The organism is Lysinibacillus composti, assembly GCF_016908465.1.
Lineage (GTDB): Bacteria > Bacillota > Bacilli > Bacillales_A > Planococcaceae > Ureibacillus > Ureibacillus composti_A.
Genome location: NZ_JAFBDY010000006.1, coordinates 111,788 through 129,823, shown reverse-complemented (window position 1 = coordinate 129,823; position 18,036 = coordinate 111,788). Strand labels below are relative to the sequence as shown.

Sequence of the window (18,036 nt, the reverse complement as noted above, 5' to 3'; positions counted from 1 at the left end):
AAAGGGATGTCACAAATTAAAGCTTTTACTTTATTTTTTAAAAAAAGTATCAAAGTACGATTGCTTTTTTACTTCCTTCTTACCAGCATGTTGCCGTTAATATTAGTGGGATATATACCATATTATCAAACCAAGACAACAGTTGAAGGACAAATGCTTGAATTATCACAAAGCGTTGTTAACCAGGTAAATCAAAATATTAATTATTATATGAAAGATATGGATCTTTTAAATGACACCATTTATTACCAAATCACAGAGATGAATGTTAAGAGAGTAAATCTTGATATTGAAGAAATTAGGCAATTTATTATAAAGCAGAAAGCAAATCGGCCGTTTATCGAAAATATTTCTGTGCATATGGAAAATCATACCATTTCAACAGTGGAAAATATAGATTGGAATGTTCTCCTTTCAAAAGATTGGTTTAATGATGCACTAAACTATTCTGGTGAAAGCACATGGGTTGGGCCACATTTAAATGATTATATTAGCACAAGTCAAACTAAAGGAGTTATTTCATTAGTTTACCCGTTTGAAATTAATAATAAAGAAAAAATAGTGATTTTAATTGATATGAAAAAAGAAGAATTCGAAAAGCTCTTTGCAAGACCTGACCTTACAAGATTAGGTACTCTCCTTGTTATAGACAAATTTGGAGAAATTATATATAGCACGGATGAATCTTTATTTCGGGAGTCTAAAAATCAATATAGCCTTAATAAGGCATATGTTAGCAATAATGTAATAATCGAAAAATTAAAAGAAAATAACCATTTTATTTACGATATAAATTTTATTAGTGGATGGAAAATAGCAGCACTTATTCCCGAGAGTAAAATTAATGAAAGTTTTAGTGATATCAAAGAAATTGTATTTTGGTTATTAGGTATATTTATAGTGATTTCATTCGTAATGGCTTTGCTTTTATCGAACTCAATCTTCAAGCCACTAAAAAAACTTCAGCGAGATATTATGAACGTTGAGAAAGGTAACTTTAATTTAAGTCCAAATGTGGGTTCAATTGATGAAATCGGTAAAATAGGATTAAGTTTTAACAAAATGGTTGAAGAAATTAAAAGACTAATGGAACGGATTTCAGAAAATGAAAAAAAGAAAAAACAAATAGAAATGCAATCATTACAATACCAAATTAATCCGCATTTTTTGTACAATACTCTAAATTCAGTCCAATGGATAGCTAAAATTCATAGAGTCCCTGATATAAGCGAAATGTTAACAAGTTTAATAAAATTATTAAGGGCAAGTTTAAGTTCCATAAATACTTTACACACGTTAGAACAGGAACTAGAAATATTAGATTTTTATTTAAAAATACAAAATCAACGTTATCCTGATTGCTTTCAAGTCAAATATAAAATAGATAATCAATTGCTTTCCGCTAGAGTCCCTCGATTTATTTTGCAGCCATTAGTAGAAAATATATTTTTCCATGCTTTCGCAGATGGGAAAGGAGAAATTTCTATAGAAGCTTCTAGTAAAGATAATTTTATGCAAATTGCAGTTCAAGATGATGGTAGGGGTATCAAAGCTCCAACGATGGAGTCCGTTCTAAAGAAAGAAAATGATAGCAAAAGAAAGACTTCAAGTGGAATAGGGATTCAGAATGTTGAAGATAAAATCAAATTATATTTTGGCTCAATTTATGGACTTCATATCTCAAGTGAAGAGGGAAAAGGAACAACTATTTTTATTAATTTACCGATTACCTTTGAACAAGGGGAGGATGATGAAGATCTTGCTAAAGGTGTTAATAGTGGACGATGAATTAATAGTTCGTAAAGGACTAAAAGCATTAATTAATTGGGAGGACTACGATATGGATGTTGCTTTCGAAGCAACTAATGGAGAAGATGCATTTAATATCGTAAACAATCATAATATTGATGTTTTAATTACGGATATTCGTATGCCGTTGATGGATGGGATTGAATTGACAAGAAAGGTGAAGGAGAGTTTTCAACAGATAAAAGTTGTCTTATTAACTTGTTATAATGATTTTGAGTTTGTGCAAGAGGCTCTTCAATTGGGGGCGTCCGGTTATCTATTAAAAACAGATTTAGAAGATGGTAACTTAGAGAAGCAACTATTAAAAATTTCAAATGAAATTAAAAATGAAAGGATAAATCTAGAATCCTATAAAAAACTTGAGATAAATGCAAAGAAATCTGCCTTATTAATTCAAGAAAATCAAGTGTCTTCAATATTAAATGGAACCCCACCTGAAGAAATATTAATTGATAATGAATTAAAATGGTTAAATAAACCCTTTTTACTTATAAAGATTAAAGTTAGCCAATTAGATTGCCAAATTAACAGTCTAAAGGAATATTTTAATACTACCTTTAAGGATGAATTATCACTTACCTTTCAATTAGAATCACAAGCATTATATACTATAATCTCAATTCCAAAGAAAACTAGTCAGATGTTGGTACTACAATGGCAGGAGTTAGTTATAAATCAGATATCGCCTAAACTGAAAGAAGTTTCAAAAGAACTAAGTATTTATTACTCTAGGTGTGATAATATTGATTCCCTTTATTCTAAAAATGAGTTATTAACAGGTAATTCAAATAGACATTGGTTTTATTATGGTTATGGGGCGATCCTGAATATTGACCAACTTTCTTTGAATCCTCATCCTCAAAACTCCCCAATTAATATTAGGCAGTTAAATGAATTAACAATTCTTAGGAATTGGGAAAAGGTAAAAAAAGCATGTGATGAAAATTTTGAGACATATAAATCAATCTGTCTCGATCCAGAAACCGTAAAATTAAATGTTATTACAATGGTTGAAACAATAATGATTTCCCTACAGTCTAATAGCAATCTATTTAGTTCAAGTTGGGGCAAAAACAGTATCGACTATAAAGAAAAAGTTAACAGAATATTATTTTTCAAAGATTTAAAGGAATGGTTTTATCAAGGAATAGAAGATTTAGAGCAAAACCGTGTTTTATTTATGGGCGGAATGAATCAAGTGGTCATACAAGCGGTTTCCTTCATTGAAACGAATTATTTTAAGGAAATAACATTGGATGATTTATCTGCTGAAGTAGGCCTAAGTCAAAGTTATTTAAGTACTATCTTTAAAAAAGTAACAGGAAAAAGTTTTATCGAATATTTAAATGATTTACGAATAGAAAAGGCGAAACAACTTTTAAATACCTCAAATTTAAAAGTTTTCGAAGTTGCTAACAAGGTTGGATTTAATGATCCAAAATATTTCAGTAAGCAATTTAAGCGAATTACTGGGATATCACCAAATGCTTATAAAGTTAATTGACTTTTAAATATTTTAACAAAAATCTTACCTGAGAATCCTTACGGGTAAGATTTTTTATTTTCCCTTTAAGAATTCAACTATTTCAAAAATATTCCACCATATTTAAAAATAATCCACCATAATTATAATCTCCTAAAATAAAGATAACAAAATTGAAAAAATAATCCACCATTCAGAAAAAAATAACCAACTCTTTATATTCTGAATTGCCTTAATATTGAAATGTACACTGAAGTACATCTTCAATATTACCTTAAGGAGGTTGGGATGAGTAAAGCTAAGGTAGCAGTAATTACGGACAAATTAAAAATTGAAATGAAAGCCCTTCCAATACCTGAAATTGGAGATAAAGATCTATTAGTGAAAGTTGAAATGTGTGGTGTTTGTGGATCTGATCTACATATCTATCAGGGTGATTGGGGCGAACCTTATCCTCTTATCCCGGGACATGAATTCATTGGAAGGGTTGAGGCGTTAGGGTCAAATGCATCATTAATCCATAATGTAAATCTGGGTGATCGCGTAGCCGTAGAAATGATTTTGCCTTGTGGTGAATGTTATTCATGTAGATCAGGTCTATATAACTTATGTGAAAAGGATAGAGATGAAGGTAGACAATATGGATGTAACATAAGTTCTAATCGAGAGGGTACTCTTTTTGGAGGTTGGTCTGAGTATTTATACGTACCAAAAAATGCACTTGTTCATCGTATACCAGAACATGTTCCATTGAAGAGAGCTGTACTTACAGAACCATTAGCTGTAGCTGTACGAGCAGTTAATAATACTAAACCAAATTTGGGAGATAGCATTGTAATAGTAGGAGCAGGACCGATTGGATTGCTAACGGTTGTTGCTGCCAAATCAGCAGGGGCTTACCCAATAATATTGGTGGGATCCAGAGAAGAAAGATTATCCTTAGGTAAGGAATTTGGTGCAGACTATGTGATTGATTATCGCAGTGAAAACGTTCTTGAAGGAGTCCTTAGCATAACACAAGGACGAGGAGCGAATATTGTATTCGAAACCGCCGGAACACCAAAAGCACAAAGAGATAGTATGGACTATGCCCGAGTAGGTGGGAAAGTAAACTTTGTAGGGCTAACAGGGAATAAAACCGTTCAGATTGAAACAGACCTACAAATGACTTTCAAAGAATTAAAAGTTTACACCTCTTTCTTAAGCGCATGGTCCTATCAGGGAGCAATTAACATTATTGCGAACGGTCAATTCCCAATCGAAAAAATGATTACACATGAATTTTCTTTAGATGAGGTAGAGCTGGCATTAAGTTACTCTGCAAATCGAACAGAAAATGCAATAAAAGTGGCTATAAAAATTTAAAATCAATTGGAGGTAATTTGTATGGCATTAACTTCATCGTCTAGACAAGTAGTTGAAAGTTCTGATAAGAAACTAATTTCAAAAGCAGCAGTACTTGATGGGGTAGAAGGTAAATTCAACATTGTTGAATTTGAAGTTCCTGAACCGAAGGAAGGCGAATTCATTTTACGAACTGAATATGCTGGGGTCTGTGGAACAGATGTTCATATCTATCACGGTCATCTAGATACAATTGAATACCCTATTGTTCTAGGACATGAATTTTGTGGAATCATTGAAAAATTAGGCTCCGAAAAATTGTATGACAGCAACGGGGTCGCTGTGAAAAAAGGCGACCGTGTTGTTATCGTCCCTGGTGCTAGCTGTGGAGAGTGTTACTATTGTCAAATTGCTAAAACACCGACTCGCTGCACAAATACTAAAGCTTATGGATTCTTACCAAATAAAGATCCATATTTATTATCCGGTGGATTTAGCCAATATGTTCATATTAAAAATAAAAATACAGCATTTTTCAAAACAGACCTTGATCCGGAAATTGCAGTTTTAACTGAACCTCTTTCCATTTGTATACATGGCTTCCAACGCGCTGGTGGAGTGAGGTTTGGAAGTACAGTGCTTGTTCAAGGAACTGGAGCTATTGGTCTAGGTGCTATTGCATTTGCAAAACGTTCGGGTGCAGCAAAAGTAATCGCTGTAGGTGGTCCAAAACGGAGACTTGAATTAGCGCAGAAAATGGGTGCAGATATAGTTATTGATATTGAGGAAGTTAGAGATCCTGAGGAAAGAATCAAATTGGTCAAAGCAGAAACAAAAGGTGGCCGTGGTCCTGATATGGTAGTAGAATGTGCTGGTTTCCCAGGGGCCTTACCAGAAGGCTTAACTTATCTTTCAGATAGCGGGGAATACGTTGAATTAGGACATTTCACTGATGTTGGTAGTGTTGAAATGAACCCACATTGGCATATCCTCAGAAAAAATGCAAACATTCGTGGAGTTTGGGGAAGCGATGTTGAACATATGCAAATGACTCTATCAATCTTAGAAAATATGGAACTTCCTTATGAAGAGCTTATATCACACAAGCTCCCTTTAAATAGAATTGAAGATGCAATTCGTTCCATGAGTCAAAAAGGCTACACTTTAGACGGTCAAGAACAAGTCATTAAAATTGCAATTGATCCATGGAAAGACTTTGAGTGATTTCAGCTATTTTGAAAAATAATCAAAATTTTAAGGAGGAATTTCTTATGACACAAGCTACAGTAAATAAGGTTATTGAGGTACGTAACATGGCTACGATGGAGATCATTGAAACAATTCCTGCTGCAACTGTTGAAGATGCTAAACGTGCATTAGAGAATGCACGAGAAGGGGCAAAAGTTTGGGCAGCAACTCCAACATATAAACGTGTGGAGATTCTTGAAAACTTTGTAAAATCTTTGCGAGAAAATAATGAGGAACTTGGAAAATTACTAAGTGCCGAAAATGGGAAAATCTTAGCTCAAGGTCTTGGAGAAATAGAAGTTGCAGCTAAGATATTCACTGAATTTGCACAAGAATCAAAGCGTCTTTTTGGTCAAACAATTCCGTTAGACATTCAAGAAGGTTTAGAGTCTGATTTGATGATTACTAAAAGAGAACCTCTAGGAGTTATCGTAGGTATTCTCCCTTTTAACTTTCCAGTTGAGTTATTTGCACAAAAGGCTGGTGCTGCTTTAGCAGCTGGAAATGCGATAGTTGTTAAGCCACCAGAGGATGATCCATTAACAATTATTAAATTGGTTGAATTGCTCCATAATGCAGGAGTTCCTAAAAATGTAATCCAAGTTTTACCGGGATATGGCGAAGATGTTGGTGCTTATTTAACAAGTAGTCCATTGGTAGATGCTATTAGCTTTACAGGTAGTACTGAAACAGGTACGTCAATTTATCAAAGTGGAGCTAAAAACTTATCACGAGTATTCCTTGAACTTGGAGCTAATGATGCCTTAATGGTATGTGAAGATGGAGATATTGAGATGGCGGTGGACCATGCTATTGATGGGCGTTTGCTAGCAAATGGTCAAGTATGCTGTGCAAATAAAAGACTGATTGTTCAATCATCCGTTTACGAAGAATTTAAAACTAAATTAATTGAAAAACTATCTCAGAAAAAAGTAGGAAATCAACTTGAAGAAGGTACAGATGTAGGACCATTGGTGAATGTAGAGGCAGCTATTCATGTAGAGGAACAAATTAAGCACACAGTCAATCAAGGAGCCAAATTAGCTTTCGGAGGAAAGCGAAATGAGGCATTTATGGAGCCAACAGTCCTAACAAATGTAACAAAGGATATGGATATTGCTAAAGATATGGAAGTATTTGGTCCAGTCTTCCCAATCATTTCATTTGAAACATTTGAAGAAGGTATTGAACTAGTAAACAACACAATCTACGGACTAAATTCATCAATATTTACTAGTGATATGAATAAGGCAATACAAGCTGGTAATCGTATTCAAGCAGGTATTGTTTCTCTTAATGGTGGTACATGTTATCGCCCAGTGTGCAGTGCATTTGGTGGTTACAAAAAGAGTGGAATTGGCCGTGAAGGAACAAATTACACGTTAGAAGAATTAACGCAAATTAAAAGTATCGTATTACGTGGAGTAATGAATTAAGAAGAAAAAGAGTGGTTTGAAGTTTTCAAATCACTCTTTTTCTAAAAACTCAAAAGGAGACTAGATAATGAATAAATCAAAGAAGTTAACGTCAATTTTATTTTTCCTATTGACATTATCAGTTATATTAGCTGCTTGTAGCAGTGAAGGCACTAGTACCGTTAATACATCTTCTAGTTCTGAAAAGACTAATCAGACTGAAGGAACATTACCAAGTGAAGGCACAATTGCATTAGCCCATAAGAGCTTAGACTATTATATTTTTGTTGCTATGCAAGAAGCAGCTAAGAAAAAGACCGAAGAGTTTGGGTGGGATTTTGAGTCTGCGGTAGCTGATTTTGACTCTTCTAAACAAATGAATCAGTTTACAAACTTTATTGCAAAAAAACCATTAGCAATTATTACAGACCCTAATGATAGTGAGGGACTTGTTACTGCAATTGACAATGCAACAAATGCAGGTATCCCGGTTGGTGTTATGGATACTCCGACAACGGGTGGGGATGTTGGCTTTACAGTTTCCTTCGATAACTATAAAGCGGGCGAAATGGCTGCACAAGAAATTATAAAACGTCTTGAAGAAAAGTATGGCGAGCCAAAAGGCAAAGTTTTAAATGCTTACGGTGCCATGTCTAGTTCCGCATGGAGAGACCGTAAAGAAGGTTTTGAAGCTGTAATGAAAAAGTACCCTAATATTGAATATATCGATATGCCTGGAGAAGGCGACATGCGTTTAACACAAGATGCTTTACTTAACGCACTATCTAAACATAAGTTTATTGATGCAGTTCATGCACCAAGTGATAGCCCAGCTATGGGGCTATACGAAGCATTGAAACAGAAAGATAGCCTTAAAAAGGTTGGGGAAGAAGGCCATGTTATCTTTGTAACAATTGATGCTGAACCAATTGCACTCCAACGTATTGAAGAAGGTTATTATGATGCAACTATTAGCCAAGATGGAGTAGCATATGGTGAAATTCTTGTAGAAATGTTGGCTAAGTATACATTACAAGGGAAAGAAATTCCGGTTGGAACAACCTACGAAAATGATAAATACTATTGGAAAACAGCTGAAATTATAGAAGGTGACGTTGGTCCACAAATGGTTATTGATCCATATGTAATTGATGCAAGCAACTATGATGATCCATCGCACTGGGCAAACATTGCTTGGGACGAATATGGTCTACGTTATTGATTTTATTTAAGGAGGTAAGGGGAGAGTCTCCTTACCTTTTATAATAGGGGTGTGAAACTATGTTATTAAAAGTTTCAAACGTAAATAAAAGTTTTGGAAGTAAAATTGTATTAACAGACAATAATCTGGAAGTTGGAAAAAGTGAAATTCATGCGTTAGTTGGCATGAATGGAGCAGGTAAAACAACATTGGTTAGGATTATTTCGGGCGTAATTGATGACTATGAAGGAGATATTATCTTCGAAGATAAAAACATTAATAAGTTATCAGTTATAGAAAGACAAAATGTTGGTATTTATGTTGTACCTCAGCATGCTGCAATAATTCCGGAATTCACAGTTGCAGAAAATATAATTTTAGGAACATGGCCAAAAGATACACTGGGCATGGTTGATTGGAAGAAAATATATGAAAATGCTGAAAAGGTTCTTCATGACTATGGGTTGGATTTTGATCCAAGAATGAAAGTAAGAGATTTATCATTAGTAAATCAAAGAAAGCTTAATGTAGTAAGAGCACTATTCAGTAAAGCAAAATTAGTAATCCTTGATGAGCCAACAACTGCATTATCATCAGAAGAAAGGGACAGTTTATTTAAATTTATAGAAGCACAACGTCAACAGGGCACTAGCTTTATACTAATCTCTCATTATTTAGAAGAGATATTGAGATTATGCGATACCATTACCGTTAATCGAGACGGGCGTAGCTACACAGGTTATAAAAAAGGTGAAATAGATGAAGCAACGCTATCAAAATTAATTGTTGGGGAAAGTGTAAAATTGTTGGAACGTTCCTCAGAGGAAAAATTAAAGACCAAAAAGGTTTCACTCGAGGTGAACGGGGTCTCAGGAAAGGGAATGGATAATATCTCATTTACACTGGGGCGGGGAGAGGTATTAGGTGTAGTTGGCTTCCCTGGATCGGGGGCAAGAGAAATATGCAGAGCTTTGAGTGGGTTAAATACAATCTCAAAAGGGCAAATCACATTAAATGGTAGAGAATTTTCTATACCTAAAGATCCAAAAACAGCAGTAAATCAAAAAATTATTTATGTCTCTTTCGATCGACATAAAGAGGGCGTCGTTCAACTACTATCAATTAAAGAAAATATTAGTATGTCAATACTAACAAGCAGGCTAAAAAAAATGTTTGGTTTCATAAACAAAACAAAAGAAATAGAAAACGCAAATGAATATTTTAAAACCTTAGCTGTCCGTGCAAGTTCAATTAATGAATCTGTTGGTAACTTAAGTGGTGGTAACCAACAAAAAGTAGTTATATCTAAAGCCTTAAGTGCCCTTCCCGAAGTACTTATTTTGGATGAACCTACTGTTGGGATTGATATAAAGAGCCGTGAAGAAATCCTTGCCTTAATAGATCATTTGACAAAGGAACGAGGACTTAGCGTCTTATATTTAACGAATGATTTTAATGAACTCTTGAGAATTTCAGATCGTTTACTCTTTTTTGAAGATGGAAAATTAATCGTGGATAAGGTAAATGACGGATTAACAGCTGAGGATGTTATGCAAATTAGAGACTTGAAAGATTTGAAGGAAGGTGTATTAAATTGAGCACAAAAGTAAACTTAGAAACATCAACCCCAAAAACAAAACAATCATTAAAAAGTAGCAATATAGTAAGTTTACTATCAAATAATATTGTTTGGTTACTTTTGATATTAGCAATCTTAATTATGGGGATTGTAAATCCTATTTTCTTTTCACCTTCAATTTTACAAAATATTCTAGTTCAGACAGCTGTGCTAGGTGTTTTAACTGCTGGTTTGGCACATGTTCTTATTATAGGTGAAATCGATTTATCAATTACAGGTGTATTAGCTTTTAGTGCTGGTATAGGTACGTTCTTGATGAATAGAGGTCTTAATTGGTTTTTAGCGATAATCATTATTGTTTTATTTGGATTATTAATCGGGATTATTAATGGTATTTTAATAGCTAAATTTAAGGCTGCAGCTTTAATTGAAACTTTAGCAATGGGCTTAATTTTAGAGGGAGCATTAATGGCATTAACACAAGGACGCTCAATTATAAATTTCCCAGATGCATTTACATGGATAGGAAAGGGGTCAATTTTTGGCATCCCTGTACTACCTATACCATTTTTACTCGTTTATTTAGTTATTTATTTTATCTGGAAGAAGACTATTTTTGGTAGAAGTTTATTTGCCACTGGAGGAAATCCAACAAGCGCTCATGTTAGTGGAATTAATGTAGATCGCATTAAAATATATGCATTTGCAGTTTCTGGAGCCCTAGCTGGTTTTTCTGGATACTTATTATCAGCATATATGGGTGCTGTAACAATGACATTTGGGTCAGATCTTTTAATGTACACTTTAGCAGCCGCAGTTATTGGTGGGGTTAGTTTATCAGGGGGTCGTGGAAATATTTCTGGAGTTCTTGGGGGCGTATTGCTACTAACTGTTATTCAAATCGGATTACAAGTTCTTGGAATTTCATCATATTTTGTCACGATGGCTGGAGGAGCAATGATTTTTATTGCAGTTATGATTGATGCTACGAAAACAAGATATTTAAAATATTAATTTAAACAAATCTATATTTTTATTTTTAGAATATTAAAAATTCATAGAATTAAGATTTGATATTTTAGGAGGAAAAAAACCATGAGAATTATTCGTTATATTGATATTCAAAACCAAAAACTATTAGCTGCTGTTACAAATGAAAACAAAGCATTTGATTTACCTTTTGATAACTTTCTCTCACTAATCGAACATGCTCAACAACAGGGGAAAACGGCATTACAAGTTGTTTCCGACATTGTCAGTGAAAATAAAAATGAACAACAATTGGAGCAATTAACGCTTACTACTCCAATCGATGCACCTGAAGTTTGGGCAGCTGGTGTCACTTACGAAAAAAGTAAAGAAGCTCGTAACTATGAAGCGACACAAGGAAAATTAGATAGTAAAACCTTCTACGATAAAGTTTACGATGCTGAACGTCCAGAAATCTTCTTGAAGTCAACAGCTGCTAGAACAGTTGGTCCTAATGATCCTGTATATTTACGCTCCGATTCAAATTGGCAAATTCCTGAACCAGAACTTGGATTAGTCATTGATTCAGAAGGAACTGTACTCGGTTATATTGCTGGTAACGATATGAGTTGTCGTGATATTGAAGGGGAAAACCCGCTTTACTTACCTCAGGCAAAGGTATGGAAAAACTCTTGCTCAATTGGACCAGCAATTCTTCTAGCTGATGCGGTAGAAAATCCTTATGAACTTGAAATTACTTGCAGAATTTTTAGAAATGAAGAGAAGTTTTTTGAAGGAAATGCAAAAGTTAGTCAATTAAAACGAAAGTTAGATGAACTTGTTTCGTTTTTAACTCGTGATAATGAAATTTTTGATGGTACCGTATTATTAACAGGAACGTGTGTTGTTCCTCCAAATGATTTTACCCTTGCACATAATGATCGAATTGAAATTGAGATACCTGGAATTGGTGTATTAAATAACCCTGTAATGGCTCAAAAAACAGCAGTAGTAAGTGGAAATTAATGAACTGAATAAAAAACTAAATTGAAATTGGTAAAAAGAGGGAGCTTCCCTTGTCTTTGGCGGTTAAGAACTGACTGGTAGGTAATATGACCATGGTTAATATGTTACACCAACAATTTTTGAAGATGGGAATTCTAAAATGACAATCGCTCAAGAGGAAATATTTGGTCCATGCATTGGACTTCGAGAGTGCAGGAGTGGAATTACAAGCGCCATTAGGTGGAATGAAGGCATCAAGTACTGGTGGTAGAGAACAAGGTGAAGCAGCTAAGGAATTCTATACCGCTATTAAAACAGTCTTTATTAAAGGTTAATACGATTAGATGGGGGAGAACTTGGTTTAGACTCCCCCTATTTGATAGGGTATAAAAATCAATTAAATGCAGGGGATATTTAATGAATGAATCTCGAGAATTAAATTAGGTGCATCAGGACTTAGAATTCCAAATGTATCAGCAACATCTATTAGAAGATAATTACGATTTTAAGATAATTAAATCATTGTAGAATCAAACAGGGGGGAGAAAACTGATGGAATTTAAAGTTTTACTTACAGACTATGAATTTGAACATTTAGAGTACGAGGAAAAAGTGTTTGAAGAATCAGGGATTTCTATTGATTTTATAAAAGCTCAGTGCAAATCTGAAGATGAAGTTATTAAACGTGCCAAAGATGTGGATGCCATATTAAATCAATATGCACCACTTAGCAGACGAGTAATTGATTCATTAACAAAATGTAAAGTTATTTCTCGTTATGGTGTAGGTGTTAATACGGTTGATTTAGATGCTGCAAAAGAGAAAGGAATTATTGTCGCAAATGTACCTGATTATGGAATGGAGGAAGTTTCTAATCATGCATTAGCACTTCTATTATCCTGTGCCCGAAAAGTAACATTATTAAATAATGAAGTGAAAAAAGGAAACTGGGACTTTAAAGCAGGAGTTCCAATTCATCGATTCAATAATCAAACTTTAGGAGTACTAGGATTTGGCCGAATTCCTCGTCGTTTAATTGAAAAAGCACGTCCACTAGGTTTTAAAATTGCCGCTTATGACCCATTTGTTTCAGAAAAAGATATGGAAAAAGAAGGGGTACAAAAAATGGATCTAGAAGAAATTATTCAGGTTGCTGATTTTCTTTCTATTCATGTTCCTCTTATTAAAGATACTTACCACTTAATCAATGAAGAGCGTCTGGCCAAAATGAAATCTAATGCAGTTATCATTAATACTGCACGGGGGCCAATCGTTGATGAGCCTGCACTAGCAGATGCCCTTTCGAAAGGAAAGATTGCTGGGGCAGCACTTGATGTAGTAGAGGAAGAGCCTATTAAGAACACTAGTCGATTATTAGAAATGGACAATGTGATAATAACACCTCATAGTGCATGGTATTCGGAAGAAGCAATGATTGAGTTGAGAACTAAGGCTGCTTCAAATATTACTCAAGTTTTAAAAGGAGAAGTTACTCCATACGCCTTAACATAAATTTAAAAACAGTTATAGAAAGTTTGAAAGTAAAAAATGAAACTTATATCTTTTCGTAGTCAATTATGTACACAAGTTTTGTTTAGTTAATCCAAGTAATCAAAATTTAAGAATTTATTTTTTAGGTACATGGAGGAACTTATTAAAGATCAAGTATCCATTAATATGGAAAAAATTGAACGCTTTCTAATAGCGTAAAAAGAAGTTTTGTCACACACATGCGTCCATTCTGATTGACGAAGGTGTAGATATTGTTATAATTTCGAAACATTTAGGTAATGCTAATTCTAGAATCACTATAGAAGTTTATGCACATAAACTGCAGAATAGTGATAATGAAATTGCTGTTATTTTCCATCATGATATTCAAAAAAGCGATAGATAATTGGAAATTTTATTGAGGACAAACGGATAAATTGATATATAAATCGAACAATAGAAAAAAGTCTAGAAACATTAATATATAAATGTTTCTAGACTTTTTAAATGTATGGTCTCGACAGGGCTCGAACCTGCGACCCCCACGTTGTCGACGTGATGCTCTCCCAGCTGAGCTACAAGACCGTGATAATTCTTAAATTAAGATTACCATAAATAAGGTAAAAATGGAAGCGGTTTCTGCATAATTTTTTTGATTTTACTAAAAATAGTAATTTAAATATTCTCCACTCATCTATGTTAATTTCCTTAAACTACTTGCTGATTATTTCGAAATATTAGATAATGGTAGACCAAGAGAATAAAGTAGGGGAGTACATAAGATGTTAAAAACTTTACCAAAAGAGCAGAATGTGAATTTACAAAATCGGGCCCGCTTATTAGTGAAATGTCCCGATAAACCGGGGATTGTGTCGGTGTTATCGACATTTTTATTTAAATATGAAGCGAATATACTTGAGTCTAGCCAATATTCCAGTGATCCAGAAAACGGCACGTTCTTCATTCGTATTGAATACAATTGTGAGAATCTACCAGAAAAAGCATTAGCAATGGAGAAGGACTTTAAAAACATTGCGGATGAATTCAATATGGAGTTCAAGTTCCAGTATCGCAATCAAAGACAACGTACTGCTATTTACGTATCAAAAGAGCTACATTGTTTACTTGAATTATTATGGGAGTGGCAAAATGGCGATTTAGATACGGATATTGCCGTGGTGATTAGTAATCATGAGGACGCGCGGGAAATTGTCGAATCTTACGGTATTCCATTCCATTACTTACCAGCAAACAAAGATATACGTAAAGAAGTAGAAGCTAAGCAAATTCGCTTAATGGAAGAATATGATGTAGATCTTTTAATTTTGGCCCGTTATATGCAAATATTAACCCCAGAATTTGTGAACCACTTTGAAAACCGAATTATTAACATACATCACTCATTTTTACCAGCGTTTATTGGGGCGAATCCTTATGAGCGTGCGCATAGAAGAGGGGTAAAACTTATTGGGGCCACTTCACACTATGTCACAAATGACTTAGATGAAGGGCCAATCATCGAACAAGATGTTGAACGAGTGGATCACCGAGATGATGTGCAAACGTTAAAGAAAATCGGTCGTAAAATTGAACGTCGAGTATTAGCAAAAGCAGTGAAATGGCACCTTGAAAACAGAATCATTGTTGAAAATAATAAAACCATCGTGTTCCATTAATTTAAAGACCTAAGAACTCATTTCTTAGGTCTTTTTATTTTAGGCAATTCCAAACCTTGAGTGAACAATACTAAAGTATAGTAAAAAGCATATTAAATGATTGGAAATGTAATGAACTTTTTCTCCAAGGGGGTACAACTATTTTTTGAACATTCGTGAGAAGTCAGCCTTCACAATAAATTAAAGAAATTTTGAAGGCTTAAGATGAAAGGTTCGATTAAAAAATAGTTAATATAATTTTGACCATGAAAATAGGGTTCAGATTTTTATGTTTAGCGAATAAATATTCGTATTAATGTATACGAATTAGATGCCTGTTTTAGTGGAAATACCTATTTTATAATTGATTTTATAAGTAAATATTAGGACGCCTCTTGATTATGTAAACTAATTGTGTATATAATTATATTATATTGAAGTAGCAACCTCATTTGAAAGTGAGATTGCCTCTACATAATTATGACAAAGTATACATTCAGTGACCTTCTTTTCTAGCATTCAATTGTTGTAAAGGATGTAGTTGAATGTGAAATCTATGTAAGGAAGGGAAGATTTGTACGAATCAAAAGAAAGGATGAAATGATTTGACTAATGTAGACAAAACAACCGGTCTCGATGAACAAGATTCACTTGATTATTCTTACGATAGAGTACCGGAAGAAAAAAGAAACATGGGTTGGTTTAGTGTTACCAACATTACATTTGGCATTGCCACAGCGATTTTTTATTTCCAAACAGGTAGTGTCATGGCTTTACAATTTGGCGCAATGAACGCCATCATCTCAGCAATTTATGCGATTGTCATTGCCGGAGTTTTAGGCACCGTTATTGCCTATTTATCTGCAAAGTCTGGAATGAACGTTAATCTCATGTCTAGACAAGGTTTTGGATATATTGGAGCATCCTTAACCTCATTAATTTACGCATCTAACTTTATCATGTATTGTGCATTTGAAGGTATGATACTCGTTGCCGCCGTACATGCATTTTTCCCCTCAATTCCTTTATGGACACTCATTATCGTATTTGGCTTAATTGTGATTCCATTAAATTGGTTTGGTATTAAACAATTAGACAAACTGCAAAAATGGTCATTACCCATCTTCGGCATCTTTTTAGTGATCACGATTATTGTCGCATATAACACACCATCAAAATTTGCTGGTAGTTTCTGGACCTATTTACCTGAAGGTGCACAAATTGGTGGAACCGCATTACTATTATGTATCGGAATGCAACATGGGATCATGGGCTTAACCGCTTTAATTGCATCGGATTATGCTCGATTCTTAAAACCGAAAGATATCAAAATTGGTTCTATTATGATTGGATTTATCCCACAAATTTTTTGTTTTGGTGTTATGGGATTACTCGGAATTTGGTTTGGTGTCCGATTAGGAGAGTCAAATCCAGGGGTTTACATTGTCACACTTCTTGGACTTGGAGGCGTAGTATTTACAATGTTAACGCAATTACGCATTAACGTTACAAATATTTATAGTGCGTCCCTGTCGTTGTCCAATTTTTTTGAGAATGTATTTCATTTTAAGCCCGATCGTCGTTTCTGGGTTGTTGTCTCTGGACTCCTGTCAATCGGATTAATGCTCGGTGGAATTTTAGATTACTTAGGTAGTGCCATGACTTTCCAAGGGGTATTGTTAATGGCATGGGCTGCAATCTTAGTTACAGATGCTTTAGTTGTGAAAAAAACCTTAAAACTTGTACCAATGGAATATGAAGCCAGACAGGATCGACTTTATAAATGGAATCCAGTTGGCGTTGTCCCATTAGTCGTGTCAAGTGTGATTGGTACCATTGCAGCATTAGGTTATATGGGAACGTTCCTACAAAACACGGCCACATTCTTTGCTGCGATTTTAGCATCGATACTGACAATCATCATTGCAATTATTACTAAAGGGAAATACTACAGTAAAAGTGATGCTCCAGTACCGATACGAAAACAACAGAAAACCAAATCACCGAAAGCTTCAACGAAAGAAGCTACGGCGGAATAATTGTATCATGCAGGTTGGAAATCTATTAATTCGATTTCCGACTTTTTTATTTATTATAGAAAAATATTGATTTTTATACCAATTAATAGCAAACTAATCATAGTTAATTAGTTATTTGAGATTAATAATTTACATATTAAGGTGGAATAAACATGACAAAAGGTAAATGGGAATTAGACCCGTTTTTTTGCACAGTTGATTTTTCAGTAAAACATTTAGCCATCACAGCGGTGAAAGGTTGTTTCCATGAATTTCAAGCATCTATCATAGCAGATCCAACTGATATGACGACAGCTGAGATTGATTTTACGATTCAAGTAAATAGTTTAGATACACGCATTAAAGATCGAGATGCGCACCTTTTATCACCAGACTTTTTCGATGCTGAAAACTATCCAACAATTGAGTTTAAATCAAAAGAGATTATTAAAACAGAAGAAAACAAGTATGATTTAGTAGGCGAAGTAACATTTCATGGCGTAACGAAACTTGAAACGTTTAAATTAAAGTATACTGGACATCAAATTGATCCAATGGGGAATTTTGAAAAAACCGCCTTCAACGTATCAAAAACATTAAAGCGCAGTGATTTTGGGTTAACGATTTGGAATATGCCAACTGAATTAGGTGCCATCCTTATTAGCGATGACATTCTTGTTGAAATTGAAATTCAAGCCCTCCCTAAAGAACAATTTGCACAACATCCAGTTAATCAACAATAATTAGAGAAATTAACCCAAGAACATTCTTGGGTTTTTTATATTTAGATTTGTTGGACGGGAAGATAGTGAGGTTTTA

13 protein-coding genes, 1 tRNA gene and 1 pseudogene are annotated in these 18,036 nt (G+C 34.2%); 14 read left to right on the top strand and 1 reads right to left on the bottom strand.

The window, feature by feature from the left end; genetic code table 11:
- Positions 1 to 6 precede the first annotated feature (6 nt).
- From JOD29_RS08840 to JOD29_RS08790, 11 genes and pseudogenes are all read left to right on the top strand, one after another.
- On the top strand, positions 7 to 1,788 hold the full coding sequence (locus JOD29_RS08840) for a sensor histidine kinase (protein WP_124764256.1): 1,782 nt from the start codon (positions 7 to 9) through the stop codon (positions 1,786 to 1,788).
- The gene (locus JOD29_RS08835) at positions 1,778 to 3,313 is read left to right on the top strand and encodes a response regulator transcription factor (protein ID WP_158610546.1); all 1,536 of its coding nucleotides are present in this window, start codon (positions 1,778 to 1,780) and stop codon (positions 3,311 to 3,313) included. The genes JOD29_RS08840 and JOD29_RS08835 overlap by 11 nt, the downstream gene beginning before the upstream one ends.
- A 267-nt stretch (positions 3,314 to 3,580) precedes the next feature.
- Positions 3,581 to 4,657, top strand: coding sequence for a zinc-dependent alcohol dehydrogenase (locus JOD29_RS08830; protein ID WP_158610545.1), 1,077 nt, complete (start codon positions 3,581 to 3,583; stop codon positions 4,655 to 4,657).
- Positions 4,658 to 4,678: 21 nt separating this feature from the next.
- A complete protein-coding gene (locus JOD29_RS08825; RefSeq protein WP_124764253.1) occupies positions 4,679 to 5,860 on the top strand; it encodes a zinc-binding dehydrogenase in 1,182 nt (393 codons plus the stop codon).
- A gap of 47 nt (positions 5,861 to 5,907) precedes the next feature.
- Complete coding sequence (locus tag JOD29_RS08820; RefSeq protein WP_124764252.1) at positions 5,908 to 7,320, top strand: aldehyde dehydrogenase family protein; 1,413 nt, start codon at positions 5,908 to 5,910, stop codon at positions 7,318 to 7,320.
- Between the two features lie 67 nt (positions 7,321 to 7,387).
- A complete protein-coding gene (locus tag JOD29_RS08815; protein ID WP_124764251.1) occupies positions 7,388 to 8,521 on the top strand; it encodes a sugar ABC transporter substrate-binding protein in 1,134 nt (377 codons plus the stop codon).
- A 59-nt stretch (positions 8,522 to 8,580) separates the two neighbouring features.
- Positions 8,581 to 10,098, top strand: coding sequence for a sugar ABC transporter ATP-binding protein (locus tag JOD29_RS08810; protein WP_124764250.1), 1,518 nt, complete (start codon positions 8,581 to 8,583; stop codon positions 10,096 to 10,098).
- Positions 10,095 to 11,093, top strand: a complete 999-nt coding sequence (locus JOD29_RS08805; protein WP_124764249.1) for an ABC transporter permease — start codon at positions 10,095 to 10,097, stop codon at positions 11,091 to 11,093. The genes JOD29_RS08810 and JOD29_RS08805 overlap by 4 nt, the downstream gene beginning before the upstream one ends.
- A gap of 81 nt (positions 11,094 to 11,174) precedes the next feature.
- Positions 11,175 to 12,074 (top strand): fumarylacetoacetate hydrolase family protein, encoded by a 900-nt coding sequence (locus JOD29_RS08800; RefSeq protein ID WP_124764248.1) that lies wholly within the window; start codon positions 11,175 to 11,177, stop codon positions 12,072 to 12,074.
- Between the two features lie 100 nt (positions 12,075 to 12,174).
- A pseudogene (locus JOD29_RS08795) lies at positions 12,175 to 12,388 on the top strand (aldehyde dehydrogenase family protein); the annotation flags it as partial.
- A 217-nt stretch (positions 12,389 to 12,605) separates the two neighbouring features.
- Complete coding sequence (locus tag JOD29_RS08790; protein ID WP_124764247.1) at positions 12,606 to 13,565, top strand: C-terminal binding protein; 960 nt, start codon at positions 12,606 to 12,608, stop codon at positions 13,563 to 13,565.
- A 491-nt stretch (positions 13,566 to 14,056) separates the two neighbouring features.
- On the opposite strand, the gene JOD29_RS08785 is transcribed toward JOD29_RS08790, so the two are convergent.
- Positions 14,057 to 14,129: transfer RNA gene (locus JOD29_RS08785), tRNA-Val, on the bottom strand.
- Between the two features lie 197 nt (positions 14,130 to 14,326).
- On the opposite strand from JOD29_RS08785, the gene purU reads away from it, so the two are divergent.
- From purU to JOD29_RS08770, 3 genes are all read left to right on the top strand, one after another.
- The gene (gene purU, locus JOD29_RS08780; protein WP_124764246.1) at positions 14,327 to 15,220 is read left to right on the top strand and encodes a formyltetrahydrofolate deformylase; all 894 of its coding nucleotides are present in this window, start codon (positions 14,327 to 14,329) and stop codon (positions 15,218 to 15,220) included.
- A 584-nt stretch (positions 15,221 to 15,804) separates the two neighbouring features.
- Complete coding sequence (locus JOD29_RS08775) at positions 15,805 to 17,238, top strand: purine-cytosine permease family protein (protein ID WP_239585640.1); 1,434 nt, start codon at positions 15,805 to 15,807, stop codon at positions 17,236 to 17,238.
- Positions 17,239 to 17,390: 152 nt separating this feature from the next.
- Complete coding sequence (locus tag JOD29_RS08770; protein ID WP_124764245.1) at positions 17,391 to 17,960, top strand: YceI family protein; 570 nt, start codon at positions 17,391 to 17,393, stop codon at positions 17,958 to 17,960.
- Positions 17,961 to 18,036 lie beyond the last annotated feature (76 nt).